Consider the following 22,041-nt stretch of genomic DNA (forward strand, 5'->3'; position numbering starts at 1 on the left):
CACCGGCACGGCGCACAAGACGGCCAAGGGCACCAAGGTATCGGTGCGCACGGTCAAGGCCCCGGGCTTCGGCCCCAAGGGCGTCTTGCGCTGCATCCTGCCGTTCACGATCTTCCTCAAGCTCAAGGACATCGGCGGCAACGTCCTGCCGCCGTATGACGAGGAGTTCCGTGAAGTCGCGATGGACACGGCGCAAGCCGCGGCCTACCGCGATCTGGCGGGTCGGCTGACCGCCGAGCTGAAACAGGCTCTGGCGCGACGCGATACGACCTTGCTGGGTGTGGTCCTCAACGTGCTGCTGGCCTGGCCGGATTGCTGCTTCCGGTCGGAGACCGTGGTGCATCCGCGCACGCGCAACACCTTGGCGTTTGTCCCGGCTCAGTTCAACGAGTTCGAGATCAGCCCCAAGGAGCGTGAGCTGATCGACATCTGCAAAGAGGAGAAGGCGCAGGGCCGCAAGGTCCTGGCCTACACGGTCTATACCGGCACGCGCGACACCACGTCGCGCCTGAAGGTGTTGCTGGAGCAGGAAGGCTTCAAGGTGCCGGTGCTGCGCGCGAGCGTAGATGCCAGCCGCCGCGAAGACTGGATCGCCGAGCAACTGGACCGTGGCATCGACGTGCTCATCACCAACCCCGAGTTGGTCAAGACGGGGCTGGACCTGTTGGAGTTCCCGACGATCGTGTTCATGCAGTCGGGCTACAACGTGTACTCGCTCCAGCAGGCGGCACGCCGCTCCTGGCGCATCGGGCAGAAGCAGCCCGTGCGTGTGATCTACCTCGGCTACGCCGGTTCCTCGCAGATGACCTGCCTGGAGCTGATGGCCAAGAAGATCATGGTCTCGCAGTCCACCTCGGGCGACGTGCCCGAATCCGGGCTCGATGTCCTGAACCAGGACGGTGATTCCGTCGAGGTCGCACTGGCCCGGCAGCTTGTCGCCGCATGACACGTTCCACTTACGGCCCTTCGGGGCCGTTTTTTTTGCCGCTCCCGGTAAATCGGACGCTGCCTGGTTCGCATTGTTTGCTGCCGCTCGCGGCCTGAGCGGCGATGGTGAGGGCTCGATGTTTCAGGACGCCGAGCTATGTGCCCCTCTCCACCGTGGTTTCACTATCCCGAACGCCGCCTTCTGGCGGGATTTCTCGGCCTGCTGTGGTCGGTGCTGGCCGGTGGCTGCGCGACGACGACTGCGCCGGTCGCGCCCGACACCAGCGCGGAAGTCTTGGCCGCGCCTGAACCCGAGGCTTCCGAGTACATCCCGGTCGTGCGCTACGCCCGCTACACACTGGTCGAACTGGCACCCATGGCGGCGCAGCGCGACCTGTTGTTGCAGACCATCGACGTGTCCATGCCCGAGGATGCCCGCGCCACGGTCGGGGATGGGCTTCGGCACGTGCTCAAACGCAGCGGCTATGGCCTGTGCCAGACCGCGCATGCCGTGATCGAGCTGTACGCGCTGCCGTTGCCGGCGGCACACCTGCACCTCGGCCCCATGACCTTGCGCGATGCGCTGCTCACGCTGGCTGGCCCGGCCTGGGAACTGCACGCGGATGACCGCGCACGGCAAATCTGCTTCGAGCGGCCCGGCGATCGCGCGGTCGCCGAGTCCCCATCCGAGCCACCCGCCACCGAGGCGGTGCAGACGTTCCCGCTGGCACCCATGGTTTCGGGAGGCCAACCATGAACGCCCCGCAACCTGCCCAGCGATCGACCGCCGCCGTGGTGGTGCAGAGCCTGATGTGGCTCTGGTTGATCTTCCTCAGCGTCTTGGTGGCCCAGGGCTACCAGGCCCTCAGCGACCAGGCCGACCTGGAGCGGCTGGATTCCCGCCTGCAACGCCTGGAAGCGCAGGCAACTGGCTTGGCCGAGACGATCGAGGCCATCCAGCAGCGCCCGGCCGTCGCGACGGACGCTGACCTCAAAGACACCCGCCAGATTCTGGAAGCACGCGCGGCCCAGGTCGAGAAATCTCTCAGTGGCTACGCAGCGGCCGACGACCTCCAGGCGCTGCGCGCGGAGGTCGAGCAGATCAAGGCGCGCCAAGCCGCCGCACGTGCCACCGCACCCGCCCAGCGGCGCGCATCGCGGACGTCCGCCGCCTCCAAGACCGAGCTGCCGCCGCTGTCATTCCGCGTCGTCGGCGCCGAACTGCGCGCCGGCCAGCGCAGCGTGTCCGTCGCGCCGAGCACCGGGGACTTCACGCCCGCCCAACTTCAGGTGCTGCTGCCCGGGGATGCGGTCGGCCCGTGGCGCCTGCAGGCGATCGAGGGCAACACCGCAGTGTTCCAGGCCGGCAACCAGACCCGCCGCGTGGCGATTCCCTGACCGGAGCACCCCATGAAGCCGTCGATCCTCCTTTTCGCGGTCCTGGTGGCGTCGTCGCAATGGCCCGCCTGGGCGCAGCAGCCCGCAACGACCCCGGCGCGCAACGCACAGAGCCAGGAGCGCCCGCTGGCCGCCCGCGTGCTGGACGACCTGGTGGCAACCGAATGGGGCTTGCAGCCACAAGAATGGGCACGCTACCGCGAGCTGATGGATGGGCCGCTGGGTATCTACTCGCCCAACCTGGACCCGCTGTCCGCCCTGGGCATCGAAGCTCGCACGGACGAAGAACGGCGCCGCTATGCGGAACTGCAGGTGCAGGTGGAAGCGCGCCGCGTCGAGAAGCTGCTCGCCTACCAGCGCGCCTACGACGAGGCCTGGCAGCGCCTGAATCCGGGGATGCAGCGCGTGAACCTGCCCGACGACAAGCCGGGCGCCGGCACATCCAGCAGTCCCTTGCGCGGCAGCGGCCGCATGGCGGTGTTCGTCAAGGACGGCTGCGCAGCCTGCGGACAGCTCGTGCAGCGCCTGCAATCCTCGGGCGCGAAGTTCGACCTGTACATGGTGGGCAGCCGCCAGGATGACGCGCGCATCCGCGACTGGGCCAAGCGCGCGCAGATCGACCCGGCGCGCGTGCGCGCCGGCAGCATCACGCTCAACCACGACGGCGGCCGCTGGCTGTCGCTGGGCCTGCCCGGCGATCTGCCCGCCGCCGTGCGCGAAGTGAACGGCCAATGGCAGCGCCAGCCGTAGCCATGCCCCTGCGCGCACTGGTGCTCACTGCCGGCCTGTATGCCGTTGCCGCCCTGGCCCAGGAGGTTCCGCCACCGGCTTACCAGCTTGCCGCCCAGCGCGCAGGCATCCCCTCGACCGTGCTCTACGCCGTGGCCTTGCAGGAGAGCGGCATCCGGCGCAACGGGCGCCTGGTGCCGTGGCCGTGGTCCCTCAACGTCGCCGGCCAGTCGCGCCGCTTCGCCACGCGCGCCGACGCCTGCGCTGGCCTGCAGCAGGCGATGCGCGCCACGCCGCACACGCGCATTGATGCGGGCCTGGGCCAGATCAACCTCGGCTACCACAAGCACCGCTTTACCGGCGCGTGCGACCTGCTGGATCCGTATCGCAACCTGGCCGTTGCCGCCGAGATCCTGAAGGAGCAGCACACCCCCGGCGAGGACTGGCTGCTGGCGATCGGCCGCTACCACCGCCCCGCAGGCGGCGAGCCCGCCGCCCGCTATCGGCGCAGCGTGTCGCGCCACCTTGCCCGCGTGCAGGGCACGCGACCAGCCGCCGCGGTCCTCGCGGCGCGCCAGGAGACCTCCCCATGACGAAACCCCATCCCGCCCATCTCGCGTTCACGGGCCTACTCATGCTGCTGTCAGGCCTGCCGCTGGCCTCGCGTGCCGGCGAGCCACTGATCGTTGTCGAGGACCGTGGCGGCACGTCGGCATTGCCGTACTACGAAGCCCTGAATCTCCAGCCGCGCGCCAACGCACCGGCGCGGCCGTCCATCCCGACGCCCCAGGTTCCTGCCACACCGGCGGACGAAGCCGCGATGCTGCCGGTGCGCAGCGCCAAGCTCACGCCTGGCACCGTCGCGCGGCGTGTGATTGAAGCGCCCGGCCTGCGGCCGTTCGTGGTCATCGGCGACGACGAGGCTTCCCGGGCCTGGTTGCAGCGCCGCGTCGCCGCTTTGCGCGAACGTGGCGCGGTCGGCCTGGTGGTCAACGTCGAGACCGCGCAGGGTCTGGCGCGGCTGCGCGCCCTGGTGCCGGGCGTGCCGCTCGCGCCCGTGGCCGGCGACGACCTGGCCGATCGCCTGGGCCTGCGGCACTACCCGGCGCTGATCACGGCCACCGGCATCGAGCAATGAAGCCATGTCGGGCAAACAGCCGGTCGAGGTTCTGCTACGCCCAGCGGTGGAGCTATACACCGTCGCGGCGTGTGCAGGCGCCGCGTTTCTGTGCCTGGTGGCCCCATGGTCGCTCGCGCTGAGCCCTTCGATGGGCGTCGGCAGCGCCTTGGCATTCGGTGCCTACGGCGCGATCCGCTACCGCGATGCCCGCGTCATCCTGCGCTACCGGCGCAACATCCGCCGTCTGCCGCGCTACGTGATGACCAGCAAGGACGTGCCGGTCAGCCAGCAGCGGTTGTTCGTGGGCCGCGGCTTTCTGTGGGAGCAGAAGCACACCCATAGACTGATGCAGACGTACCGGCCGGAATTCCGCCGCTACGTCGAGCCGACGCCGGCCTACCGGCTGGCCAGGCGCCTGGAGGAACGGATGGAGTTCGCGCCGTTCCCGCTGTCCCGGCTGCCCTCGCTCACGGGCTGGGACGTGCCTTTCAACCCCGTGCGCCCGTTGCCGCCTGTCGGCGGCCTGCCGCGCCTGCACGGCATCGAACCCGACGAGGTGGACGTCAGCCTGCCGCTGGGCGAGCGCGTCGGGCATTCGCTGGTGCTGGGCACCACGCGGGTGGGCAAGACGCGGCTGGCCGAGTTGTTCGTCACGCAGGACATCCGGCGCAGGAACGCCGCCGGCGAGCACGAGGTCGTGATCGTCATCGACCCCAAGGGGGACGCGGACCTGCTCAAGCGGATGTACGTCGAGGCCCAGCGCGCGGGCCGTGAAGGCGAGTTCTACGTCTTCCACTTGGGCTGGCCGGACATTTCGGCACGCTACAACGCGGTGGGCCGCTTCGGCCGCATCAGCGAAGTGGCGACCCGGGTGGCGGGGCAGCTCTCCGGCGAAGGCAACAGCGCGGCGTTCCGCGAGTTCGCATGGCGCTTCGTGAACATCATCGCTCGCGCCCTGGTGGAACTGGGGCAGCGCCCGGACTACATGCTGATCCAGCGGCACGTCATCAACATCGACGCGCTATTCATCGAGTACGCCCAGCACTACTTCGCCAAGACGGAGCCCAAGGCCTGGGAGGTGATCGTCCAGATCGAGGCCAAGCTCAACGAGAAGAACATCCCCAGGAACATGATCGGGCGCGAGAAGCGCGTCGTGGCGCTGGAGCAGTACCTCTCCCAGGCGCGCAACTACGACCCGGTGCTGGACGGCTTGCGCAGTGCAGTCCGCTACGACAAGACCTATTTCGACAAGATCGTCGCATCGCTGCTGCCACTGCTGGAGAAGCTCACGAGCGGCAAGATCGCCCAGCTTCTGGCACCGAACTACTCCGACCTGGCCGACCCACGTCCGATCTTCGATTGGATGCAGGTCATCCGAAAGCGCGCCATCGTCTATGTGGGTCTGGACGCGCTGTCCGATGCCGAGGTCGCCGCGGCGGTCGGCAATTCGATGTTCTCCGACCTGGTGTCTGTCGCCGGTCACATCTACAAGCACGGGATCGACGATGGCCTGCCGGGCGCATCGGCCGGTGCGCGCGTGCCGGTCAACGTGCACGCCGACGAGTTCAATGAATTGATGGGTGACGAGTTCATTCCACTCATCAACAAGGGCGGTGGCGCGGGCCTGCAAGTCACCGCATACACGCAAACGCTGTCGGACATCGAGGCCCGCATCGGCAACCGTGCGAAGGCCGGCCAGGTGATAGGGAATTTCAACAATTTGTTCATGCTGCGCGTGCGCGAGACAGCCACCGCGGAACTGCTGACGAGGCAGTTGCCGAAGGTCGAGGTCTATACGACCACCATCGTCTCGGGCGCGACGGACAGCTCAGACATCCGCGGCACGACGGATTTCACGTCGAACACCCAGGACCGCATCAGCATGTCCAGCGTGCCGATGATCGAGCCGTCGCACGTCGTCGGCCTGCCCAAGGGCCAGTGCTTCGCGCTGCTGCAGGGCGGCCAGCTTTGGAAGGTACGCATGCCGCTGCCGGCGCCGGACCCGGATGAAGTGATGCCGGCGGACCTGCAGCAACTGGCCGGGTACATGCGCCAGAGCTACAGCGAAGCCACGCAGTGGTGGGAGTTCACCAGCTCGTCGGCTTTGCAGGATGCAGCCTTGCCCGACGACCTGCTGGACGATGCCGCTGCGGCCGAGCCCGGCGCGGTGGCCACCGGCGCCGACGATGGCGCGGGCAACGAGGCCGTGCCATGAAGGATGCCGCCTCGACCGCGCAGCGGGAGCAGAACCAACGCCAAGGCTTGATCGTCGGCACCATCACCTTACCGTTCCGGCTGCTCGGGGTGCTCATTGGCTCGCTGCTGTTCTCGATCGTGGTGGAGTGCGTCGGCATGCACCTGTTCTGGAATGACCAGGGCTGGCGCCACTCCCAGCAGATGCTGCAGTACGAACTCGGGCACCTGTCCAACCACTTCACGCGCAGCGTGGTGGTGCAGGAGCCCGGGCGCACGGCGCACGAGTTGGTGGATACCGGGTACGAGTGGGTGTTCGTGCGCTCGGGGTTGCTGGAGCGCATGAGCCAGACCGCCGAGCGCGTCCGCGCGCCCAGCCACGGGCAGAGCAGCAACTTCCGCTACTACATCAGCCAAGTCTATGTCTGGGCCGAAAGCTACCTGATCGCTGCGGCCTTCACGACGCTCACCTTCCTGGTGCGCCTGCTGGTCTTGGTGCTCACGCTGCCGCTGATCCTCACGGCGGCATTCGTCGGCCTGATTGACGGCCTGGTGCGACGGGATGTGCGCCGGTTCGGCGCGGGCCGCGAATCCGGCTTCATCTACCACCGCGCGAAGGCCAGCCTGATGCCGTTGGCCGTGCTGCCTTGGGTCACCTATCTCGCTCTGCCCATATCGGTGCATCCTCTGGTCATCCTGCTGCCCAGCGCGGCGTTGCTGGGGATGGCAGTCAGCCTGACCGCAGGCAGCTTCAAGAAGTACTTATGAGGTGACACGGGCGGCACTGCTCTGCAAAGCCGTGTGCCGTTCATCGGTTCTGCAGGGTATCAAGAGCAGCATCCAATGCCGTAACAGCCTCGACGACCGTTCTTACCGTCGCCCGATCGAACTCATGATCGCGCTGAGCGTCGTGCACACCGCTATTGAGGTAACCCCATTCAATACTCGTACCGCTGACATTGAGCAGCCTGACCAACGCCCCCACGGCATCCGGCGCACCCGCATGTTGCGCCGCGATACGCTCGACGGCCGACCGCAACTTGGTGCATTTATTGTTCAGCTCCCAAGGCGCGCGGGGCCCGCTCAGCTTGATGTCGATCCGGCCGTCCGTCCGCCGACCCAGCCACGTCCACAGGCGGTCCGTCAGACTCTCCAGCGCCGGCCGGGCCTGACGCAGTGCCTCGCGTTTCTCGTCAGCCGCCAACGCCTGCTGGGCCAGAAGAACATAGTTCTTCGCTGGCGGGTCGCTGTCGACCCGCAGTTCGTGCTCTCCCTGATGCGGGAGAAACTTGTAGCGCTTGATGGCGCCAGCGCGCCGGGCGCCCAGCTCCTGCTGGATGCGATGCAGGAATTCCTCGGCGTGCGAGGTGAGGATGACCTGCTTACCGTCGAGCAGGCCATCCTCGAAGAAGGTGCGCCAGATGCCGTCGCGGTGGTCATCGTCGATCGCATTGACGACGTCATCAAAGATGACGACGGGACAACCCTGCGCGATATTTTTGGCGAGCAGTATCGCCAGGCCGAGGCACTTGATGTGCCCCTCGCTGAACACGATTAGCGCGTCGTAACGGACACCCGGCTCCCCAGCGAACTCCACCTCGATCTTGCCGTTCTCGGCCACTGGCAGCCACAGCGCGTGCAGCAGATCGCCGGGCGGATCGGCCCGGTTGAATGCGTTGTAGAGCTGGCGCGCTTGTTCTCCCAGCCCTTGGAGCAGCACACCTGGAAGTGCGGCAAGGTAGGCCTGAATCTCGGGCAAAAAGCCGTCGTAGGCAACCTTGACCCGCTGATGGTGCGCCACCACCGCCACTTCCGCAGCAACGACCTCGATCAGTTCGCGGTTCGCCTCGTCGAACTGGGCGACGGTCTGGCGGGCAGTGGCCAGATCCTGATCGGCCGCCCCCCGCAAGGTGCGCAGTCGTTGGACCTCCAACTGGTGCTGCTGTAGGCCATCTCGCTCCTGTGCCAATGCGCCGCGCTGGGCATGCACTTCCCGCGCCTGCGCGTCGACCCCTTCAATGATCTCGGCGATCCGCAGCAGAGCGTTCCAGGCACGTCGATCTCCATCGACCCAGGCACCAAGCCAATTGCCGGCCGCAGTGGGAGGCAGCAGCGGCAGGCCAGCACCCTGTGATTCGGCCGGACAGGCAACGGCACCCGCCGTTACCACGCGGCGCATCTCCTCCCACAGAACTCGGACCGCCTCGCTCAACTGCGTGCGATGTCCGGTCTCCTGCTGTTGGAGGGCAGCCAGTTGAGCAAGCTGCTCCAGGCCCGCGCGTGCCTTCGCGAACGGATCCTGCGCCACAGCGGCCAGTGCAGTTCCACAGGCGGGGCAAGCCGTCGCCCCGTCCGCCAGCGCCAACACGGCCTCGTAGAGCTTCGCGTATGACACCTCGCCGGCGCGGGCGGCAAGCTGCCCGGAAGACGCCCGCCACAGTCCCTGGATCCGATAAGCCTCTGCCAACAACGCCTGCAGACGGGCCTGCGTCACTTCATAAATGGCAGGCGGGTTGGCGTCCAGTTGTGCCTGGACGTACGGCAGCCGCCCTTGTTGCTGCGGTGTGCCGAGCAGCCAGTCGACGCAGGCCTGGTAGGTCGCGCCAGGCCACATGCGCTGCGCCAAGGCCTGCTCTAGGGCCTCGACCGCAGCAATCTTCTGCGGATAGGCGGCGATCGTCTGCTCGGAGTTCGCCAACTGTACGCGGCGTTGTGCCAGCTGCGCAGCTTGGACACCGGTGAGCATCAGGTCCTGATCAAGCAAAGGGTTGAAGCCCCGCACGAATTCGCTGAACTGGTCCACGCCGAACAGGGTTGCGATCAGTTGCCGCTGGTCGCCCGGCGTCCGCGCGGCGATGCGGGCGAAGTCGTCAAGGCGGTTCTTCTCGATGAAGCAGAAGCGGTATTCGGCTTCATCTGGCTGGACGGCCTGGGGCTGGTCTTCCGCCCGGGACGATAGGACAGGCGCGACATGACGGCGCAGGCGAGCGTTGTTGCAGTACGTCCGCTGGTCGACCCGCTTGGCCTGCGCTTCGCTGATCGAACCGAGCATCGCCACTTCCAAGGCTTCGCAGAAGCTGCTCTTGCCGGTGCCGTTGGCACCGTAGACCAAGGTGATGTCATGGCTGAGGTCGAACGTCTCCTGCCGCATGAATCCTCGAAACGGCCCGACTTCGAGCTGGTGCAGTCGCCCGAGCGCCGGCCCGTTTTCGGGGCCGCGCGCGTCCCCGTTGTAGGCGACAGGCATCTGCGCCAGATGCGCGATGGCCAGCGGCGCCAAGCGCGTGGAGCGCCCCCGGCGTGCAGCACCGACCTCGGCCAGTGGCTGCAGGTGATCGAGCACCAGGTGCGCCAGCCGGCGCACGTCGTCGTGCACGTGCCGCTGCGCCAAGTGCGCTAGGAACCGGTGGTACTCCGAACGTATGCTTGCCACAGCGACCCCTCACTTGGTCAACCACTGACCGTAAGCCTCCACATCGATCATGGGGACCGTTCCACTGAACTGCAGCTGCGCGATCAGCTTGAAAAGAAACGCGGTCGCCGGCTTGTTTTCGTTGGTGTAGCCGTACGCGCCGCTGGCTTGGTCATAGAAAAAGTGCCCGTGGGCGGCAACGCATCCGATGTCCAGACGCCCCTCGGTGAGGTTTGCGTTCAGCGCCTTGTCCATGGATGGGCCCAATGCTGGACTCCATTCGCTCTCGAAGGTGAGCAAGCCACCCAGAATCGGAATCAACGGCTTCGCTGGGTAGGTCCCGCCAGCGTGCGGGATCGGCAGGCTCGTGCGGTGCAGCCTGCGCACACTGGCGACCTTCTCCTGGGCATAGGCCACAAGCCCCGCGTCAGCCGTCTGCTTGGCCTCGAACACGGCGTACACGCTTTCGGCTGGGATGATCGTCTCGTTCTCGTAGGTGAAGATAAAAGGCGAATATTGCCGATCAAACACCACCACATCGATCTGCTGGCTGAAGTTCCCCAGGCTGTCCACCACATGCGCCTTGGCCGCCTGGTACCGTTTGGGCAGATAGGTATCCAGCATGTCGATCCAGACGTTCTCGCTCGCATCCCCCTTCGTGCCCGGGTGACCGAAGGTCTTGCGTACTACGGACAGGCGCTGCTGGATGTCCTCGTGCAAGGACGACAAGAGTTGGGAAAGCGACCACTGGGACATGTTGTACCTCGATTGGACGTATGGCAGCCGACGGGGTCAGGAAAGCGGGAACTTGGGGCCAAACAGCGCACGCCAGGCTCGAAGCGCTTCGAGATTGCGACCGCGACGCGCGTGGTCGATGGCGACACTTGCGTCCTGGCTCGCTTGCGACAGCAGTTGCTGCGCGCGCTGCTTGCGCGCAGCGTCCATGTCGTTGCTGATCGCCGGCCCGAGGCCGGCCGGGTCAGGCCACTCGTCATGGACACGATCAGCGAGCGTGGCAAAGAATGACTGGATCTCGCGATCGAACGATCCACCCCAGCCGCCGTAGAGACATTCCAGTGCCATCACCTCGATAAGGAATGAGGGCTTCACCGGCTTCTGATCGCCGTGCTTGGGATTGTTGTTCCAGTACTTCACCATGCGCACGAGACCTTTCCACTCATTGCCATAGGCTTGGTGCGCTGCGGTCGCCTTGTCCTTATGGATCTCCGGGTCCGTCTTGATCCACTTTCCGGACGCCGAATCGGGGATCTCATACTGGTCGCCGGTGTCGAATGCGGGCACCGCATCCACGCTGACCACCCGGTAGTCCGTGTTGTCCTCCGCGTCGATGTGAACACCGAAATCCACGTTGATCGAGCGCGCCTGTTTGCGCACGGCTGCCGAACCGTATTTCTCCACCAATGCAGAGTGGAAATCATCCAGCACTGCCGATGCGGCCTTGCCGTGGTAATGCTTCTCCGAGTCCTTCAGCACGAAGAAGATGTCGATATCCTTGAGCGGCTTCGTCTTCGTGTATCGAGCATAGGAGCCGGTCAGGAAGCTGCGCGCAATACCGAATTTCGTCTGCAGGTAGTCCCGCACTTCGTTCTGGCGCTGCGAGGCATTCTTCTGCTCGCGCTCGTTGAGTTCCAGGCGCGACTTGAACTTGCGAAAAGCTTCATCGATCGACAGCATCAGCGTTGCCTCCAATATCCAGCCTGACCCGCCAGGCCGCTGTGTTCCACAGTCGAGCCCAGGCTCTGCTTGACCATCCCATCCGTCGAGCGATAGCTTCCTTTGCTCCACCCATCCACGTCAGGCCGCCCGGGCTTTGTATCAAGCATGACTTTGTACTTAGCCTGCGATGGCAACAGCCCAGCCTTCTTGATCGCGTATTTCAACTGCTCGGTATCTGTCCAGAAGCTGCCGTCGCCATCGGACCACCCATACACGATGTCGATATCCCATCGGGTCACAAGCTTGTCGGTTGCCGGGTTGTAGATCTCCAGAATCACCTTGCGCAGATCACCGGTCCCGAGCCACGTCTTGATGGCTCGGGTATTGCTCTCCCAGCGATCCGCAAAGTGCTCGGGGTCCAGCCCACTGAGCAGGATGATGTCTTTCAAGCTCTTGAGGATGTTGTCGGTCACATAGGTAACCGAGTGCGTGTACGAGTAGGTGGCGACGGTGCTCATGACTTGAGGAAACCTCCGAGGTCGAGCGACAGCGCTTGCCCAGCATCGTCCTGCGCCTGCGTGGCAATTCCTTGGCTCAAGTCCCGTGCAATGATGCGAGAACTGTGCTTTTTGAGCGCGGTTTGCACCCAGCCGAGCTGCTCCTTCGGACACGGCAGCGAGACTCCCCAGTCTCCCTTCAACGGCTCGAACCCCAAGACTTCTTCGTTGGCATCATCACCATCGATCGCGTCTTCGTCGAAGAGGCAGTAGATCCTGGTCCGTGGTCCATCGCATGTCGCAACGATGGGCGCGCTCTTGGGTGCCTGGTCGGCGATCAAGCTGGCGGCCACGCCCGCCACGGCCCTGAGTTCAGAGCGAGCCGTGCCGTCCTTGCCCTGAGTGAGCAGTTCGACAATGGCATCCCACGTCTGCAACGCATCGCGGTGCGGCGAGCTGCGAAACGTCCGGCTGACAACGGTGGTCATTTTTGCGTCCCTCCTTGAAGGCGCATTTGCTTTGCCTGTCGTATCGCACTGCGCAGGTGCTCTACGGAAAGCTTGTTCGGATCGATAGCCACTTGCGGGTCGGCCGCGAGGGCGTTGGCTACGACCTTGCGAATGGCCCGACCATCCAATCCGACGCACTCGCCAGCACACGCGTCGAACTGGTGAGCCGAGGAAAGCTTGCCAATCCCCGGAAATGTCTTTGCCAGGCCATTCAGGCAGTCCACCAGGATCTGCTTGCAGGCATCCTTGCCGGGCAGTGGCACCTCCATCACCATGTCGCAACGAGATAGGAAGGCACTGTCGACGGCCTGTGGGAAGTTGCTGGTGGCCACGAACAGCAGATGCGGGTTGCGTTCGGCCATCATGTCCAACTGCACCAACACCGCATCGGTGGCCCGGTGCACATCAACCGGGTTGGCTTCCAGGCTGAGCTTGGCTCGATCAGCCGCAAGCGTTTCGACCTCGTCCAGAAGGACGATCGTCGGGCCCGCCGCTGCGGATTCTGCGATCGATTGCGAGAACAGGTCTGCCACGGCGCGTTGAGTCTTTCCCATTGCAGAGCTCGTCAGCGTGTGAGGCTCCACTTCCAGCAATCGAAACTTCGCAGAAGAAAAAGATTCGGCCACACGATGCGCCAAGCCCCGTGCCAAGGAGGTCTTCCCAGTCCCCGGTGGGCCGACCAACAAGATCACGCCGTGCAGGGGGAGTACCGTGCGCTCCACCTTGGGGCGCACCGTGAAGTTGACGATCGCTTGTGACAGCAACTGTTTTTTGATGGCTTCGTCCATCACGATCGAATCCCACAAGTCACCCAGCGACTTGTCCGGCAGCTTCCAGCTTCGATGGATGCCTTTCGGCAAAGTGGCGTCTGATGAAGGATTCTTGGTCATCCGTGGCTCTCGGCGGGTCAGAGAATGGTGCGATAGGTCGCCAGCACCTTGGTCGTTTGCACAAGGCCTTGGCGCAGCAGGATTTCGAGATAGCGGTCCACATCGATCGGCGGATGCTTGAGTTGGGCACGCTGGCGCTGCGCAGCCGACACTACGGCGGCCGCATCCAGATCCAGCAGGTTGTCCACAAACTCATCGGGGTGCTGCGATTCGATGCCGTACGGAGCCAGCAGATCGTTCGGGAAATCCCGTTCGTTGAACGTCACAATCACGCTCGCACCGCAGCGAATCGCCGCAGCCAGGACGTGCCGATCGTCCGGATCGGGCAATGTCAGGCCTGCCACGAGCGCTTCGTAGCCCTCCACCAAGCCGTCCGGAATGGCCCTGTCCATGAGATCCGACGTCCTGTCGACCTGAACCCGGGTGAGATCGGGGCGGTTGATCAACAGGTTGCGTTTCCACTCCTCATGAATGGCTTGGCTCCACCGCGCCCGGAAGCGGCCAGACAGGCCGAGCCACATCAGGAAATCCCGCAGTGGCGCGGGATATAGAACGCACGCGTCGTAGACGGCGGTGAATGGGGAATGCCTCATTCGTATCCCATTCCCAACTCTTGCGACTGCTGAGCGAGTTCGGCCATCGCCTGCTCACTGGCGCGCTCGCGCGCTTCCTTGTACTGCATCAGATCGGCGAACCTCACCCTGCGGTGCTTGCCGGTGCGATGAAATGCCAACACCCCATCTTCTAGCAGCTTGACGAAATGGGGACGGGACACGTTGAGCAAGTCCGCCGCCTCTTGGGTCGTCAGCTCTGCATGGACGGGCACCACCTTTACTGCATTGCCATCGGCCAACTCGGCCAGGATGTCGACCAGCAGGCGCAACGCCGAGGTAGGCAGTTCCACCTGATGAGCCTGTTTGTGGTCATCAAAGATCTGGATGTGCTGCGTCTCGAACTGGGTTGCGAGGTAAGCCGCCAAGGCACGTTGACCCTGGACGGCTGCCTTAACCTCTCCCGCGGCGGGAAGGGTCATCTTGGATTGGGCAGTGGCGGTGGTCATGGGTAGCTCCTAAGCGAAAACGGTTGCAGAGCCGATCATATTCGAAACACTCGAAAAACGCAATAATCGAAACGCGACCCGGGCTTTTGTAGGTTCGCTCGCGGCATGCCCAATCCGGTCGTCCGCCAGTTCCTATTGTTTGCGGCCTAAAACAGCCCTGATCTCCACGATCACCCCATTGCTGATCACACAGGAATGGCGCGATGGTGGCTTCGATCTGGCTACGCGCCGCGCATCGCGGCGTACCCACTCTTCTCGTGACGGCCCTCCTGCTGGGTCAGTCCCCGATGGCCTTGGCCGAGTCCCCTGCGCAGCGCCAGGAGCTGGTCGCCGCACTGCGCCAGCTCGACGCGCTGGAGCGCACCGTCGCGGACAGCGCCGCGCATGCCCCCATCCAGCCGGGCGAGCGCTACCACTTCGACTACCCGCGGCTGCTGGCTGACCTGGCGCGCGTTCGCGCCGGCATCCAGTTTCACCTGACGCCATCGCGCGCTCAACCGCGCGACCCCTCCGAACTGGCCGGCGACTACCGCACCGAGCGGGCGACCGAGCCGCTGCCGGCGACGACTGCGGAGGGCAAGCAATGAACGGCGCCCAGGTCTCGGCATTTCAAGCCAACAGCGGTATCGCGCCTTCCGCGATGGCGACCGTCCTGGTCGGCGTCGTGTTCGCGGTCCTGCTCGTCTGGGGCGTCTGGGCCATCCGAACGGCCTACGTGGGGTGGTCCGAAAGCCGCCTCAACCAGCGCCAGTTCCTCGGCGTCTGCATCCGCTTCGTCGCGATGTACCTCGTCCTGAGTTTCTTCCTCCTGTCCTGACCTGAAAGGCCCGACCATGCACAACCGCATCCTCACTTCCCGCTTTGCCCAGCGCGCCGCCGTGGCCCTGGGCGCCGCCGCGCTGCCGGCGCTGTCGTTCGCACAAGGCCTGCCGCAGTTGGAGAACCCGACGCGCGGCACCGGCAACGGCATCATGGAGACCATCCGCAACTACGGCTACGACATCATCATGCTCGTGGCCCTGCTGGTGGTGGCGTCGATGTTCATCGGCGTGTGCTACCACGCCTACGGCACCTACGCGGAAATCCACACCGGCCGCAAGACCTGGGGCCAGTTCGGCCTCACGGTCGCCATCGGCGCCGTGCTGCTCGTGATCGGCATCTGGCTGCTCACCGAAGCCACCGGCATCCTGTAAGGCGAGGCCGGTATGTCCGAGCAGCAGCACGTCCGTGCGGACGGGACCGTGACGTTCCTTCCGCATCGGCTCAACCGCCACCCCGTTGTCGTGCGCGGCCTCACTGCCGACGAGCTGTGGATCTGCTGCGGCCTGTCCGGCGCTGCCGGCCTGCTGGTCGGCGCGCCGCTTTCGTGGGTGTTCCGCACGATCGCCATCGCACCGACGTTCGTCGTCCTGGGCGTGGCGCTCGGCGTCTTCATCGGCGGCGGCATCCTGCGCCGCCTCAAGCGCGGGCGCCCCGACACCTGGCTGTATCGGCAGTTGCAGTGGCGCATCGCCACGCGCCATCCGCTGATGGCCGGCTGGGTGGGCGGCCACGTGCTGATCTCGCGCTCGGGCTTCTGGTCCACCCGCAGGAGCATGCGATGAGCCGCTTCAAAAACGAGATTACCCACCTGCAGGCGCACATCAAGACCTTGCGCCTGGGCGCGGGCGCGCTGGTCATTGTCGCCCTGGTCATGGGCGGCGGCTGGTGGAGCGCGCCGCGCGACCTGACCATCCACGTCCCGCCCGACCTGCGCTCTGGCAGTACCCGCAAGTGGTGGGAAGTGCCGCCCGAATCGGTCTATGCGTTCACGTTCTACGTGTTCCAGACGCTGAACCGCTGGCCGACCAATGGCGAAGAAGACTACTCGCGCAACCTCCACACGCTCTCGCCGTACCTCACCCCGTCCTGCCAGGCCTTCCTGCGGGCGGACTATGACTACCGCCGCTCCACGGGCGAGCTGCGTCAGCGCGTGCGCGGCATCTACGAGATTCCCGGCCGCGGCTATGGCGACGACCCCACGGCGCGCGTGCGAACCGTGTCCGATCGCGACTGGGTGGTGACGCTGGACATCACGGCGGACGAGTACTACGGCGCCGAGCAGGTCAAGCGCGCCCTGGTGCGCTATCCGATCAAGGTCACGCGGGTGGACGTCGATCCCGCCCGCAACCCGTTCGGCCTGGCGCTGGACTGCTACGACGGCGCGCCCCAGCGCATCAGTGCACCGGAGCCGACGCGCCCGGCGCCGAGTGGCCTGTCTCCGCAAGCGCCTCAAGGAGGAAATACCCCATGAAGCATCCTGTATTCGCGCTGCTGGGGCTACTGGCCGTGGCCGCGGCACCCGTCGCCCATGCCGTGGAGATCCTGCGCTGGGAACGCATGCCACTGGCAGTGCCGCTGAAGGTCGGTCAGGAACGCATCGTGTTCATCGACCGGAACGTGCGCGTGGGCGTGCCCGCGGGCGTGGGCGAACGCCTGCGCGTGCAGAGTGCGGGCGGCGCGGTGTACCTGCGCGCCAGCGAGCCGATCGAGCCCACGCGGTTGCAACTGCAGGATGCCGACACGGGCGCGCTGATCCTGCTGGACATCGCAGCCGAACCGCCCAAGGACGGGGAAGCCGAGCTGGAGCCGGTGCGCATCGTCGAGGGCGACAGCGCACCGGGACGCTATGGCGAGCAGGCCGACAGTGCCGAGGCGCCGGCACGCGCCCAGGGCCAGGCAGGTGCGCGGACCGCGCGGCGCGAAACCCCGGTCCCTGTCGTGCTGACGCGCTTCGCCGCGCAGAACCTCTACGCACCGCTGCGCACCGTCGAGCCGCTTCCGGGCGTCATGCGGGTCAACCTGCCCCGCGACCTCGACCTGGACACACTGATGCCAACGCTGCCGGTGCGCGCGGTCGCGCTCGCGTCGTGGCGCCTGGAAGACCAATGGGTGACTGCCATGCGCCTCACCAACACCGGCGCCGACTGGGTCGCGCTCGACCCGCGCGTGCTGCAAGGCGATTTCCTCACCGCCACCTTCCAGCACGAGGCGCTGGGCCCGCGCGGCACACCCGAGGACACGACCGTCCTGTACCTGGTCACGCGCGGCCGCGGCCTCGCGCAGTCGCTGCTGCCGGCGATTCGCCGCTTCGACCCTGCCGTGCATCTGCCGCAGCCGGACGGCGACGAGAACGCCAAGGAGGCCCGCCATGCGCAGTAACGGCCTGCTCAAGTGGCTGATGATCCCTGTCGCCATCCTGGTGCTGTTCGTCGGTATCCGGCTGTTCTCGGGTGGAGGCAGCACGGCGCCACCCGCGGCGGACAACGGCGCCCAGCTCACGCCCGAGGAAATGAAGGCGTTGGGCATCGAAGGCGACACCCCGCGCGACACCGTGGCGACGCTCGTTGCCCAAGTGAAGCAGTTGCGCACCGAGCTTCAGACCGCGCTCTCGGACAACAAGTCGCAGCGTGAAGAGAACCAGCGGCTGCGCCAGCGCGAGAACTCCATCGACCAGCGCATCAACTCGGCGCTCGAATCCGAGCGGTCCAACCTGCGCCGCGACCAAGAGCAGGCGGCCAGCGCGCGCCAGCAGACCGAAGGGCTGCTCGCCGACCTGCAACGGCGCCTGGACAGCATCGGCGGGCGCGGCGGCGGCCATGCGGACCTGCCCGTGGGCCTGGGGCTGCAGGGCGGCGACGAGGCCGGCATGGAGGGCGGCGTGCGGTGGGTCGAGCCGGACGACGCAAAGCCCGCCGAGGGGCGCAACGGGGGGCGTGGCGCGAGCGGCGGCATGAGCTTCCCCACTAGCTTCGGCCCGGCGCAGAGCACGCTCGAAACCACCGCTGAAACCGTGGCCAACGCGGGCGCCCGCGCCGCCGGAGTCAAGAGTGCCAAGCCGGTCTATACCGTGCCGACCAACTCGACGCTAATGGGATCGGTGGCGATGACGGCCCTGATCGGCCGCGTGCCGATCGACGGCACGGTCAACGATCCCTATCCGTTCAAAGTTCTGGTCGGGCCGGACAATCTGACCGCCAATGGCATCGACATTCCCGACGTGGCCGGCGCCGTGTTCAGCGGCACCGCCTCGGGCGACTGGACGCTCTCGTGCGTGCGCGGTCAGGTGCGCAGCATCACGTTCGTCTTCAACGACGGCACGATTCGCACGATCCCCGAAGACCGCGAGGGCAACCAGCAGAACAACCAACAGCGCGACGGCTTGGGCTGGATCAGCGATCCCCACGGCATTCCTTGCGTCAGCGGCGAGCGGCGCAGCAACGCCCAGCAATACCTCGGCTCGCAGGCCCTAATCACCGCGGCCGGTGCCGGTGTGGCCTCGCTCATCGAGAGTGACAGCGGTCGCATGTCCTATGTCGGCTCGGACGGCTCCATCGGCACCGTGGGCATCACCGGCCAAGAAGCGGTCGGCCAGATTCTCGCGGGCGGTGTCCGGGACATGTCGGCCTGGGTCAACAAGCTCTACGGCCAAGCCTTCGCCGCCGTCTATGTCCAACCCGGCGCCAAGGTTGCCGTCCACCTCGAAAAGCCGCTCGCCATCGACTTCGATCCCGAAGGCCGCAAGGTCGATCACCGCGCAGGAGAAAGCCATGCCCTTGAACTTGACTAACCTGGCCCGTGGCCTAGCACTGGCCCTCGCCGTCGCGGTGCTCGCCGGCTGCGCCACCAGCAAGGAAAAGCTGTTGACCCACGGTGACCGCACGATGATGGACATCTGGCAGCAGGAGGCCGGCGACGGCGGTGGCGCAGCCGGACGGAACGCCGGCCGCCAACTGCTCGATGCGCGCCAGAGCCTGCGTCGGCCGCTGACCGACGCCGATATGCAGGCCGCACCTGCCGAGCAGATGCGCTACACGCGCACCGCCCGCAACGAAGTCCATCGCCAGTTCCAGCGCCTGCCCAATCCCGATCTCGTGATGTACGTGTACCCGCATCTGGCCGGCACCGATCCCGTGCCGGTGCCCGGCTACACGACCGTCTTCCCGCTGTACCAGCGCATTCAGTACGCGATGCCGGGCGAGCGCGTGGAGGACTACTGATGCGGTGGAAACTTCCCTGGCCGAAGCTGGCGGGCGCCGGCACCAGCGGCACGGCCGGCGATGAGCAGCCGAACCGCTGGCAGTGCCACATTGAGGCCTTGCGCCAGGCCGGCATCCCCGAACCCGGCTCGGCAGTCCGGGGCCGCAAGCCGGCGACGGAGGCCGACGAGCAGGCGCTGTACGACGTCGCACCATCCTTCGTGGAACTGCTGCCCTGGGTGGAGTTCTTGCCCGAGTCGAAATCGATGCTCCTGGAGGACGGCCAATCGGTGGCGGCGTTCTACGAGCTGGTGCCGCTGGGAACCGAAGGCCGGGAACCCGGCTGGCTCGCGCATGCCCGTGACGCCTTGGAGAACGCACTTCAGGACAGCTTCGATGAGCTGGACGAGAACCCCTGGGTGCTCCAGCTCTATGCCCAGGACGAGCCGAGCTTCGACCAATACATGCAGACCCTGGGCGAGTATGTGCAACCGCGCGCCCGCGATACGGCCTTCACCGAGTTCTACCTTCGCTTCTTCGGTCACCACCTGCGCGCAGTAGCCAAGCCGGGCGGCCTGTTCGAGGACACGGTGGTTACCCGTCTGCGCTGGCGGGGGCAGACACGGCGCGTGCGCATGGTGGTCTATCGCCGTGCCACCGGGCAGGCAAGCCGCCGCGGCCAGACGCCCGAGCAGATGCTGAACATCGTCTGCGACCGCCTGTGTGGCGGGCTGGCGAACGCCGGCATCCAGGCACGGCGCATGGTCGCAGCCGACGTCCACGACTGGCTGCTGCGGTGGTTCAACCCGCGTCCCACGCTACTCGGGTCTGGCGCTGGGGATCGGGAGCGCTTCTACGAGTTGGCGCGCTACCCGGACGAGACCGAGGCCGGCGAGATCGAACTGGCGAGCGGGCGGGATTTCAGCCAGCGGTTGTTCTTCGGGCAGCCGCGCTCGGACGTGGCGCAAGGGGCCTGGTATTTCGACGGCATGCCGCACCGCGTGCTGATCACCGACCGGCTGCGCATGCCGCCCGGCACCGGGCACCTGACCGGCGAGACCCGCAAGGGGGACGCGATCAACACGCTGTTCGACCAGATGCCCGAGGACACCTTGATGTGTCTCACGATGGTCGCCACGCCGCAGGATGTCCTGGAATCGGATCTGAACCACCTGGCGAAGAAGGCCGTGGGCGAGACGCTGGCGTCGGAGCAGACCCTCAAGGACGTGCACGAGGCCCGCTCCCTGATCGGCAGCGCGCACAAGCTCTACCGGGGCACGCTGGCGTTCTACCTGCGCGGGCGCGACGAGGCGGAACTGGATCGGCACGGCCTGGACCTGGCGAACGTCATGCTCAACGCCGGCCTGCAGCCGGTGCGCGAGGACGACGAGGTGGCGCCGCTCAACAGCTACCTGCGCTGGCTGCCGTGCTGCTACAACCCCGGCAAGGATCGGCGCCGCTGGTACACGCAGCTGATGTTCGCCCAGCACGCGGCGAACCTGTCGCCGGTGTGGGGCCGCGCCCAGGGCACGGGGCACCCCGGCATCACGATGTTCAATCGCGGAGGCGGAGCGATTACGTTCGACCCCTTGAACAGGTTGGATCGGCAGATGAATGCCCATCTGTTTCTGTTTGGCCCTACGGGCTCGGGCAAGTCCGCCACGCTCAACAACCTGCTGAACCAGGTGACGGCCATCTACCGGCCGCGGCTTTTCATCGTGGAAGCCGGCAACAGCTTCGGCCTGTTCAGCGACTTCGCGCGGCGCCTGGGCCTGACCGTGAACCGGGTCAAGCTGGCCCCCGGATCGGGCATCAGCCTGGCGCCGTTCGCCGACGCACGCCGGCTGATCGAAACGCCCAGCGACGTGCAGACGCTCGATGCCGATGCCCTGGACGAAGACCTGCCACCGGATGCCTCGGCCATGGAGGCGGATGAGCAGCGCGACGTGCTCGGCGAACTGGAGATCACGGCACGGCTGATGATCACGGGCGGCGAAGACAAGGAAGAAGCGCGGATGACGCGGGCCGACCGCTCGCTGATCCGCCAGTGCATCCTCGACGCCGCCGAACAATGCGTGGCGGAGAAGCGCACCGTGCTCACGCGCGATGTGCGCAATGCACTGCGCACCCGTGGCCAGGACCCGACGTTGCCCGAGATGCGCCGTGCGCGGCTGCTGGAGATGGCGGACGCGATGGACATGTTCTGCCAAGGCACGGACGGCGAGATGTTCGACCGCGACGGCACGCCGTGGCCCGAGGCCGACATCACGCTGGTCGATCTGGCGACCTATGCCCGCGAGGGCTACAACGCGCAGCTCTCCATCGCCTACATCAGCCTGATCAGCACGGTGAACAACATCGCCGAGCGCGACCAGTACCTGGGACGGCCGATCGTCAACGTGACCGACGAAGGTCACATCATCACCAAGAACCCGCTGCTCGCGCCCTATGTCGTGAAAATTACAAAAATGTGGCGCAAGTTGGGCGCCTGGTTCTGGCTGGCGACGCAGAACATCGACGACCTGCCACGTGCAGCGGAGCCGATGCTCAACATGATCGAGTGGTGGGTGTGCCTGTCGATGCCGCCGGACGAGGTGGAGAAGATCGCGCG

At 66.0% G+C, this 22,041-nt stretch carries 25 protein-coding genes; 17 read left to right on the plus strand and 8 right to left on the minus strand.

Going from position 1 to position 22,041, the window contains the following annotated elements:
- The 8 genes from HMPREF3014_RS13535 to HMPREF3014_RS13570 form a co-directional block, all read left to right on the plus strand.
- Positions 1 to 946: helicase-related protein (locus tag HMPREF3014_RS13535; protein ID WP_083327199.1), on the plus strand; the 946-nt coding region annotated here is incomplete at its 5' end.
- A gap of 138 nt (positions 947 to 1,084) precedes the next feature.
- Positions 1,085 to 1,684 carry a PFGI-1 class ICE element type IV pilus protein PilL2 gene (locus HMPREF3014_RS13540; RefSeq protein ID WP_023087310.1) on the plus strand — a complete coding sequence of 200 codons (600 nt, stop codon included), beginning with the start codon at positions 1,085 to 1,087 and terminating at the stop codon, positions 1,682 to 1,684.
- Positions 1,681 to 2,325, plus strand: a complete 645-nt coding sequence (locus HMPREF3014_RS13545) for a hypothetical protein (RefSeq protein ID WP_023087309.1) — start codon at positions 1,681 to 1,683, stop codon at positions 2,323 to 2,325. Before HMPREF3014_RS13540 ends, HMPREF3014_RS13545 begins: the two co-directional genes overlap by 4 nt.
- Before the next feature lie 12 nt (positions 2,326 to 2,337).
- The gene (locus HMPREF3014_RS13550) at positions 2,338 to 3,075 is read left to right on the plus strand and encodes a TIGR03759 family integrating conjugative element protein (protein ID WP_023087308.1); all 738 of its coding nucleotides are present in this window, start codon (positions 2,338 to 2,340) and stop codon (positions 3,073 to 3,075) included.
- On the plus strand, positions 3,057 to 3,647 hold the full coding sequence (locus HMPREF3014_RS13555; protein ID WP_003109780.1) for a transglycosylase SLT domain-containing protein: 591 nt from the start codon (positions 3,057 to 3,059) through the stop codon (positions 3,645 to 3,647). Before HMPREF3014_RS13550 ends, HMPREF3014_RS13555 begins: the two co-directional genes overlap by 19 nt.
- Positions 3,644 to 4,192 (plus strand): integrating conjugative element protein, encoded by a 549-nt coding sequence (locus tag HMPREF3014_RS13560; RefSeq protein ID WP_023087307.1) that lies wholly within the window; start codon positions 3,644 to 3,646, stop codon positions 4,190 to 4,192. Before HMPREF3014_RS13555 ends, HMPREF3014_RS13560 begins: the two co-directional genes overlap by 4 nt.
- 4 nt (positions 4,193 to 4,196) lie before the next feature.
- Complete coding sequence (gene traD, locus HMPREF3014_RS13565) at positions 4,197 to 6,389, plus strand: type IV conjugative transfer system coupling protein TraD (protein WP_023087306.1); 2,193 nt, start codon at positions 4,197 to 4,199, stop codon at positions 6,387 to 6,389.
- Positions 6,386 to 7,135 carry a TIGR03747 family integrating conjugative element membrane protein gene (locus HMPREF3014_RS13570; RefSeq protein WP_023087305.1) on the plus strand — a complete coding sequence of 250 codons (750 nt, stop codon included), beginning with the start codon at positions 6,386 to 6,388 and terminating at the stop codon, positions 7,133 to 7,135. Before traD ends, HMPREF3014_RS13570 begins: the two co-directional genes overlap by 4 nt.
- A 40-nt stretch (positions 7,136 to 7,175) precedes the next feature.
- Here the strand turns inward: HMPREF3014_RS13570 and HMPREF3014_RS13575 are convergent, their stop codons facing one another.
- From HMPREF3014_RS13575 to HMPREF3014_RS13610, 8 genes are read right to left on the minus strand one after another with little or no spacing between them, the layout of a single operon-like run.
- Entirely contained in the window at positions 7,176 to 9,800 is a 2,625-nt protein-coding gene (locus HMPREF3014_RS13575) for an ATP-binding protein (RefSeq protein ID WP_003050276.1), read from the minus strand.
- A gap of 9 nt (positions 9,801 to 9,809) precedes the next feature.
- Positions 9,810 to 10,535, minus strand: a complete 726-nt coding sequence (nucC, locus tag HMPREF3014_RS13580) for a CBASS effector endonuclease NucC (RefSeq protein ID WP_023087304.1) — start codon at positions 10,533 to 10,535, stop codon at positions 9,810 to 9,812.
- Positions 10,536 to 10,571: 36 nt separating this feature from the next.
- On the minus strand, positions 10,572 to 11,474 hold the full coding sequence (locus HMPREF3014_RS13585; protein WP_023087303.1) for a CBASS oligonucleotide cyclase: 903 nt from the start codon (positions 11,472 to 11,474) through the stop codon (positions 10,572 to 10,574).
- The gene (gene cap7, locus HMPREF3014_RS13590) at positions 11,474 to 11,974 is read right to left on the minus strand and encodes a type III CBASS phage resistance system CD-NTase-associated protein Cap7 (protein WP_003050262.1); all 501 of its coding nucleotides are present in this window, start codon (positions 11,972 to 11,974) and stop codon (positions 11,474 to 11,476) included. Before cap7 ends, HMPREF3014_RS13585 begins: the two co-directional genes overlap by 1 nt.
- Complete coding sequence (gene cap8 / locus HMPREF3014_RS13595) at positions 11,971 to 12,441, minus strand: type III CBASS phage resistance system CD-NTase-associated protein Cap8 (RefSeq protein ID WP_023087302.1); 471 nt, start codon at positions 12,439 to 12,441, stop codon at positions 11,971 to 11,973. Before cap8 ends, cap7 begins: the two co-directional genes overlap by 4 nt.
- Positions 12,438 to 13,352: a CBASS system CD-NTase-associated protein Cap6 gene (locus HMPREF3014_RS13600; RefSeq protein WP_023087301.1), complete on the minus strand. Its 915-nt coding sequence runs from the start codon at positions 13,350 to 13,352 to the stop codon at positions 12,438 to 12,440. The genes cap8 and HMPREF3014_RS13600 overlap by 4 nt, the downstream gene beginning before the upstream one ends.
- A gap of 17 nt (positions 13,353 to 13,369) precedes the next feature.
- Positions 13,370 to 13,945, minus strand: a complete 576-nt coding sequence (locus tag HMPREF3014_RS13605; RefSeq protein WP_003050248.1) for a PIN domain-containing protein — start codon at positions 13,943 to 13,945, stop codon at positions 13,370 to 13,372.
- A complete protein-coding gene (locus HMPREF3014_RS13610; protein WP_003050245.1) occupies positions 13,942 to 14,412 on the minus strand; it encodes a helix-turn-helix domain-containing protein in 471 nt (156 codons plus the stop codon). Before HMPREF3014_RS13610 ends, HMPREF3014_RS13605 begins: the two co-directional genes overlap by 4 nt.
- A 203-nt stretch (positions 14,413 to 14,615) precedes the next feature.
- On the opposite strand from HMPREF3014_RS13610, the gene HMPREF3014_RS13615 reads away from it, so the two are divergent.
- The 9 genes from HMPREF3014_RS13615 to HMPREF3014_RS13655 form a co-directional block, all read left to right on the plus strand.
- Positions 14,616 to 14,999: an integrative conjugative element protein, RAQPRD family gene (locus tag HMPREF3014_RS13615; protein WP_023087300.1), complete on the plus strand. Its 384-nt coding sequence runs from the start codon at positions 14,616 to 14,618 to the stop codon at positions 14,997 to 14,999.
- On the plus strand, positions 14,996 to 15,229 hold the full coding sequence (locus tag HMPREF3014_RS13620) for a TIGR03758 family integrating conjugative element protein (RefSeq protein ID WP_003050225.1): 234 nt from the start codon (positions 14,996 to 14,998) through the stop codon (positions 15,227 to 15,229). The genes HMPREF3014_RS13615 and HMPREF3014_RS13620 overlap by 4 nt, the downstream gene beginning before the upstream one ends.
- Before the next feature lie 16 nt (positions 15,230 to 15,245).
- Positions 15,246 to 15,605: a TIGR03745 family integrating conjugative element membrane protein gene (locus tag HMPREF3014_RS13625; RefSeq protein WP_021195311.1), complete on the plus strand. Its 360-nt coding sequence runs from the start codon at positions 15,246 to 15,248 to the stop codon at positions 15,603 to 15,605.
- A 12-nt stretch (positions 15,606 to 15,617) separates the two neighbouring features.
- Positions 15,618 to 16,016: a TIGR03750 family conjugal transfer protein gene (locus HMPREF3014_RS13630; RefSeq protein ID WP_003105639.1), complete on the plus strand. Its 399-nt coding sequence runs from the start codon at positions 15,618 to 15,620 to the stop codon at positions 16,014 to 16,016.
- The gene (locus tag HMPREF3014_RS13635; protein ID WP_023087299.1) at positions 16,013 to 16,705 is read left to right on the plus strand and encodes a PFL_4703 family integrating conjugative element protein; all 693 of its coding nucleotides are present in this window, start codon (positions 16,013 to 16,015) and stop codon (positions 16,703 to 16,705) included. Before HMPREF3014_RS13630 ends, HMPREF3014_RS13635 begins: the two co-directional genes overlap by 4 nt.
- Positions 16,702 to 17,613 carry a TIGR03749 family integrating conjugative element protein gene (locus tag HMPREF3014_RS13640; protein ID WP_023087298.1) on the plus strand — a complete coding sequence of 304 codons (912 nt, stop codon included), beginning with the start codon at positions 16,702 to 16,704 and terminating at the stop codon, positions 17,611 to 17,613. Before HMPREF3014_RS13635 ends, HMPREF3014_RS13640 begins: the two co-directional genes overlap by 4 nt.
- On the plus strand, positions 17,603 to 19,021 hold the full coding sequence (locus tag HMPREF3014_RS13645; protein ID WP_023087297.1) for a TIGR03752 family integrating conjugative element protein: 1,419 nt from the start codon (positions 17,603 to 17,605) through the stop codon (positions 19,019 to 19,021). The genes HMPREF3014_RS13640 and HMPREF3014_RS13645 overlap by 11 nt, the downstream gene beginning before the upstream one ends.
- Positions 19,002 to 19,451 carry a TIGR03751 family conjugal transfer lipoprotein gene (locus HMPREF3014_RS13650; protein WP_023087296.1) on the plus strand — a complete coding sequence of 150 codons (450 nt, stop codon included), beginning with the start codon at positions 19,002 to 19,004 and terminating at the stop codon, positions 19,449 to 19,451. The genes HMPREF3014_RS13645 and HMPREF3014_RS13650 overlap by 20 nt, the downstream gene beginning before the upstream one ends.
- Positions 19,451 to 22,041: conjugative transfer ATPase (locus tag HMPREF3014_RS13655; protein WP_070734454.1), on the plus strand; the 2,591-nt coding region annotated here is incomplete at its 3' end. The genes HMPREF3014_RS13650 and HMPREF3014_RS13655, both read left to right, overlap by 1 nt.

Source organism: Pseudomonas sp. HMSC065H01, assembly GCF_001815235.1.
Lineage (GTDB): Bacteria > Pseudomonadota > Gammaproteobacteria > Pseudomonadales > Pseudomonadaceae > Pseudomonas > Pseudomonas aeruginosa.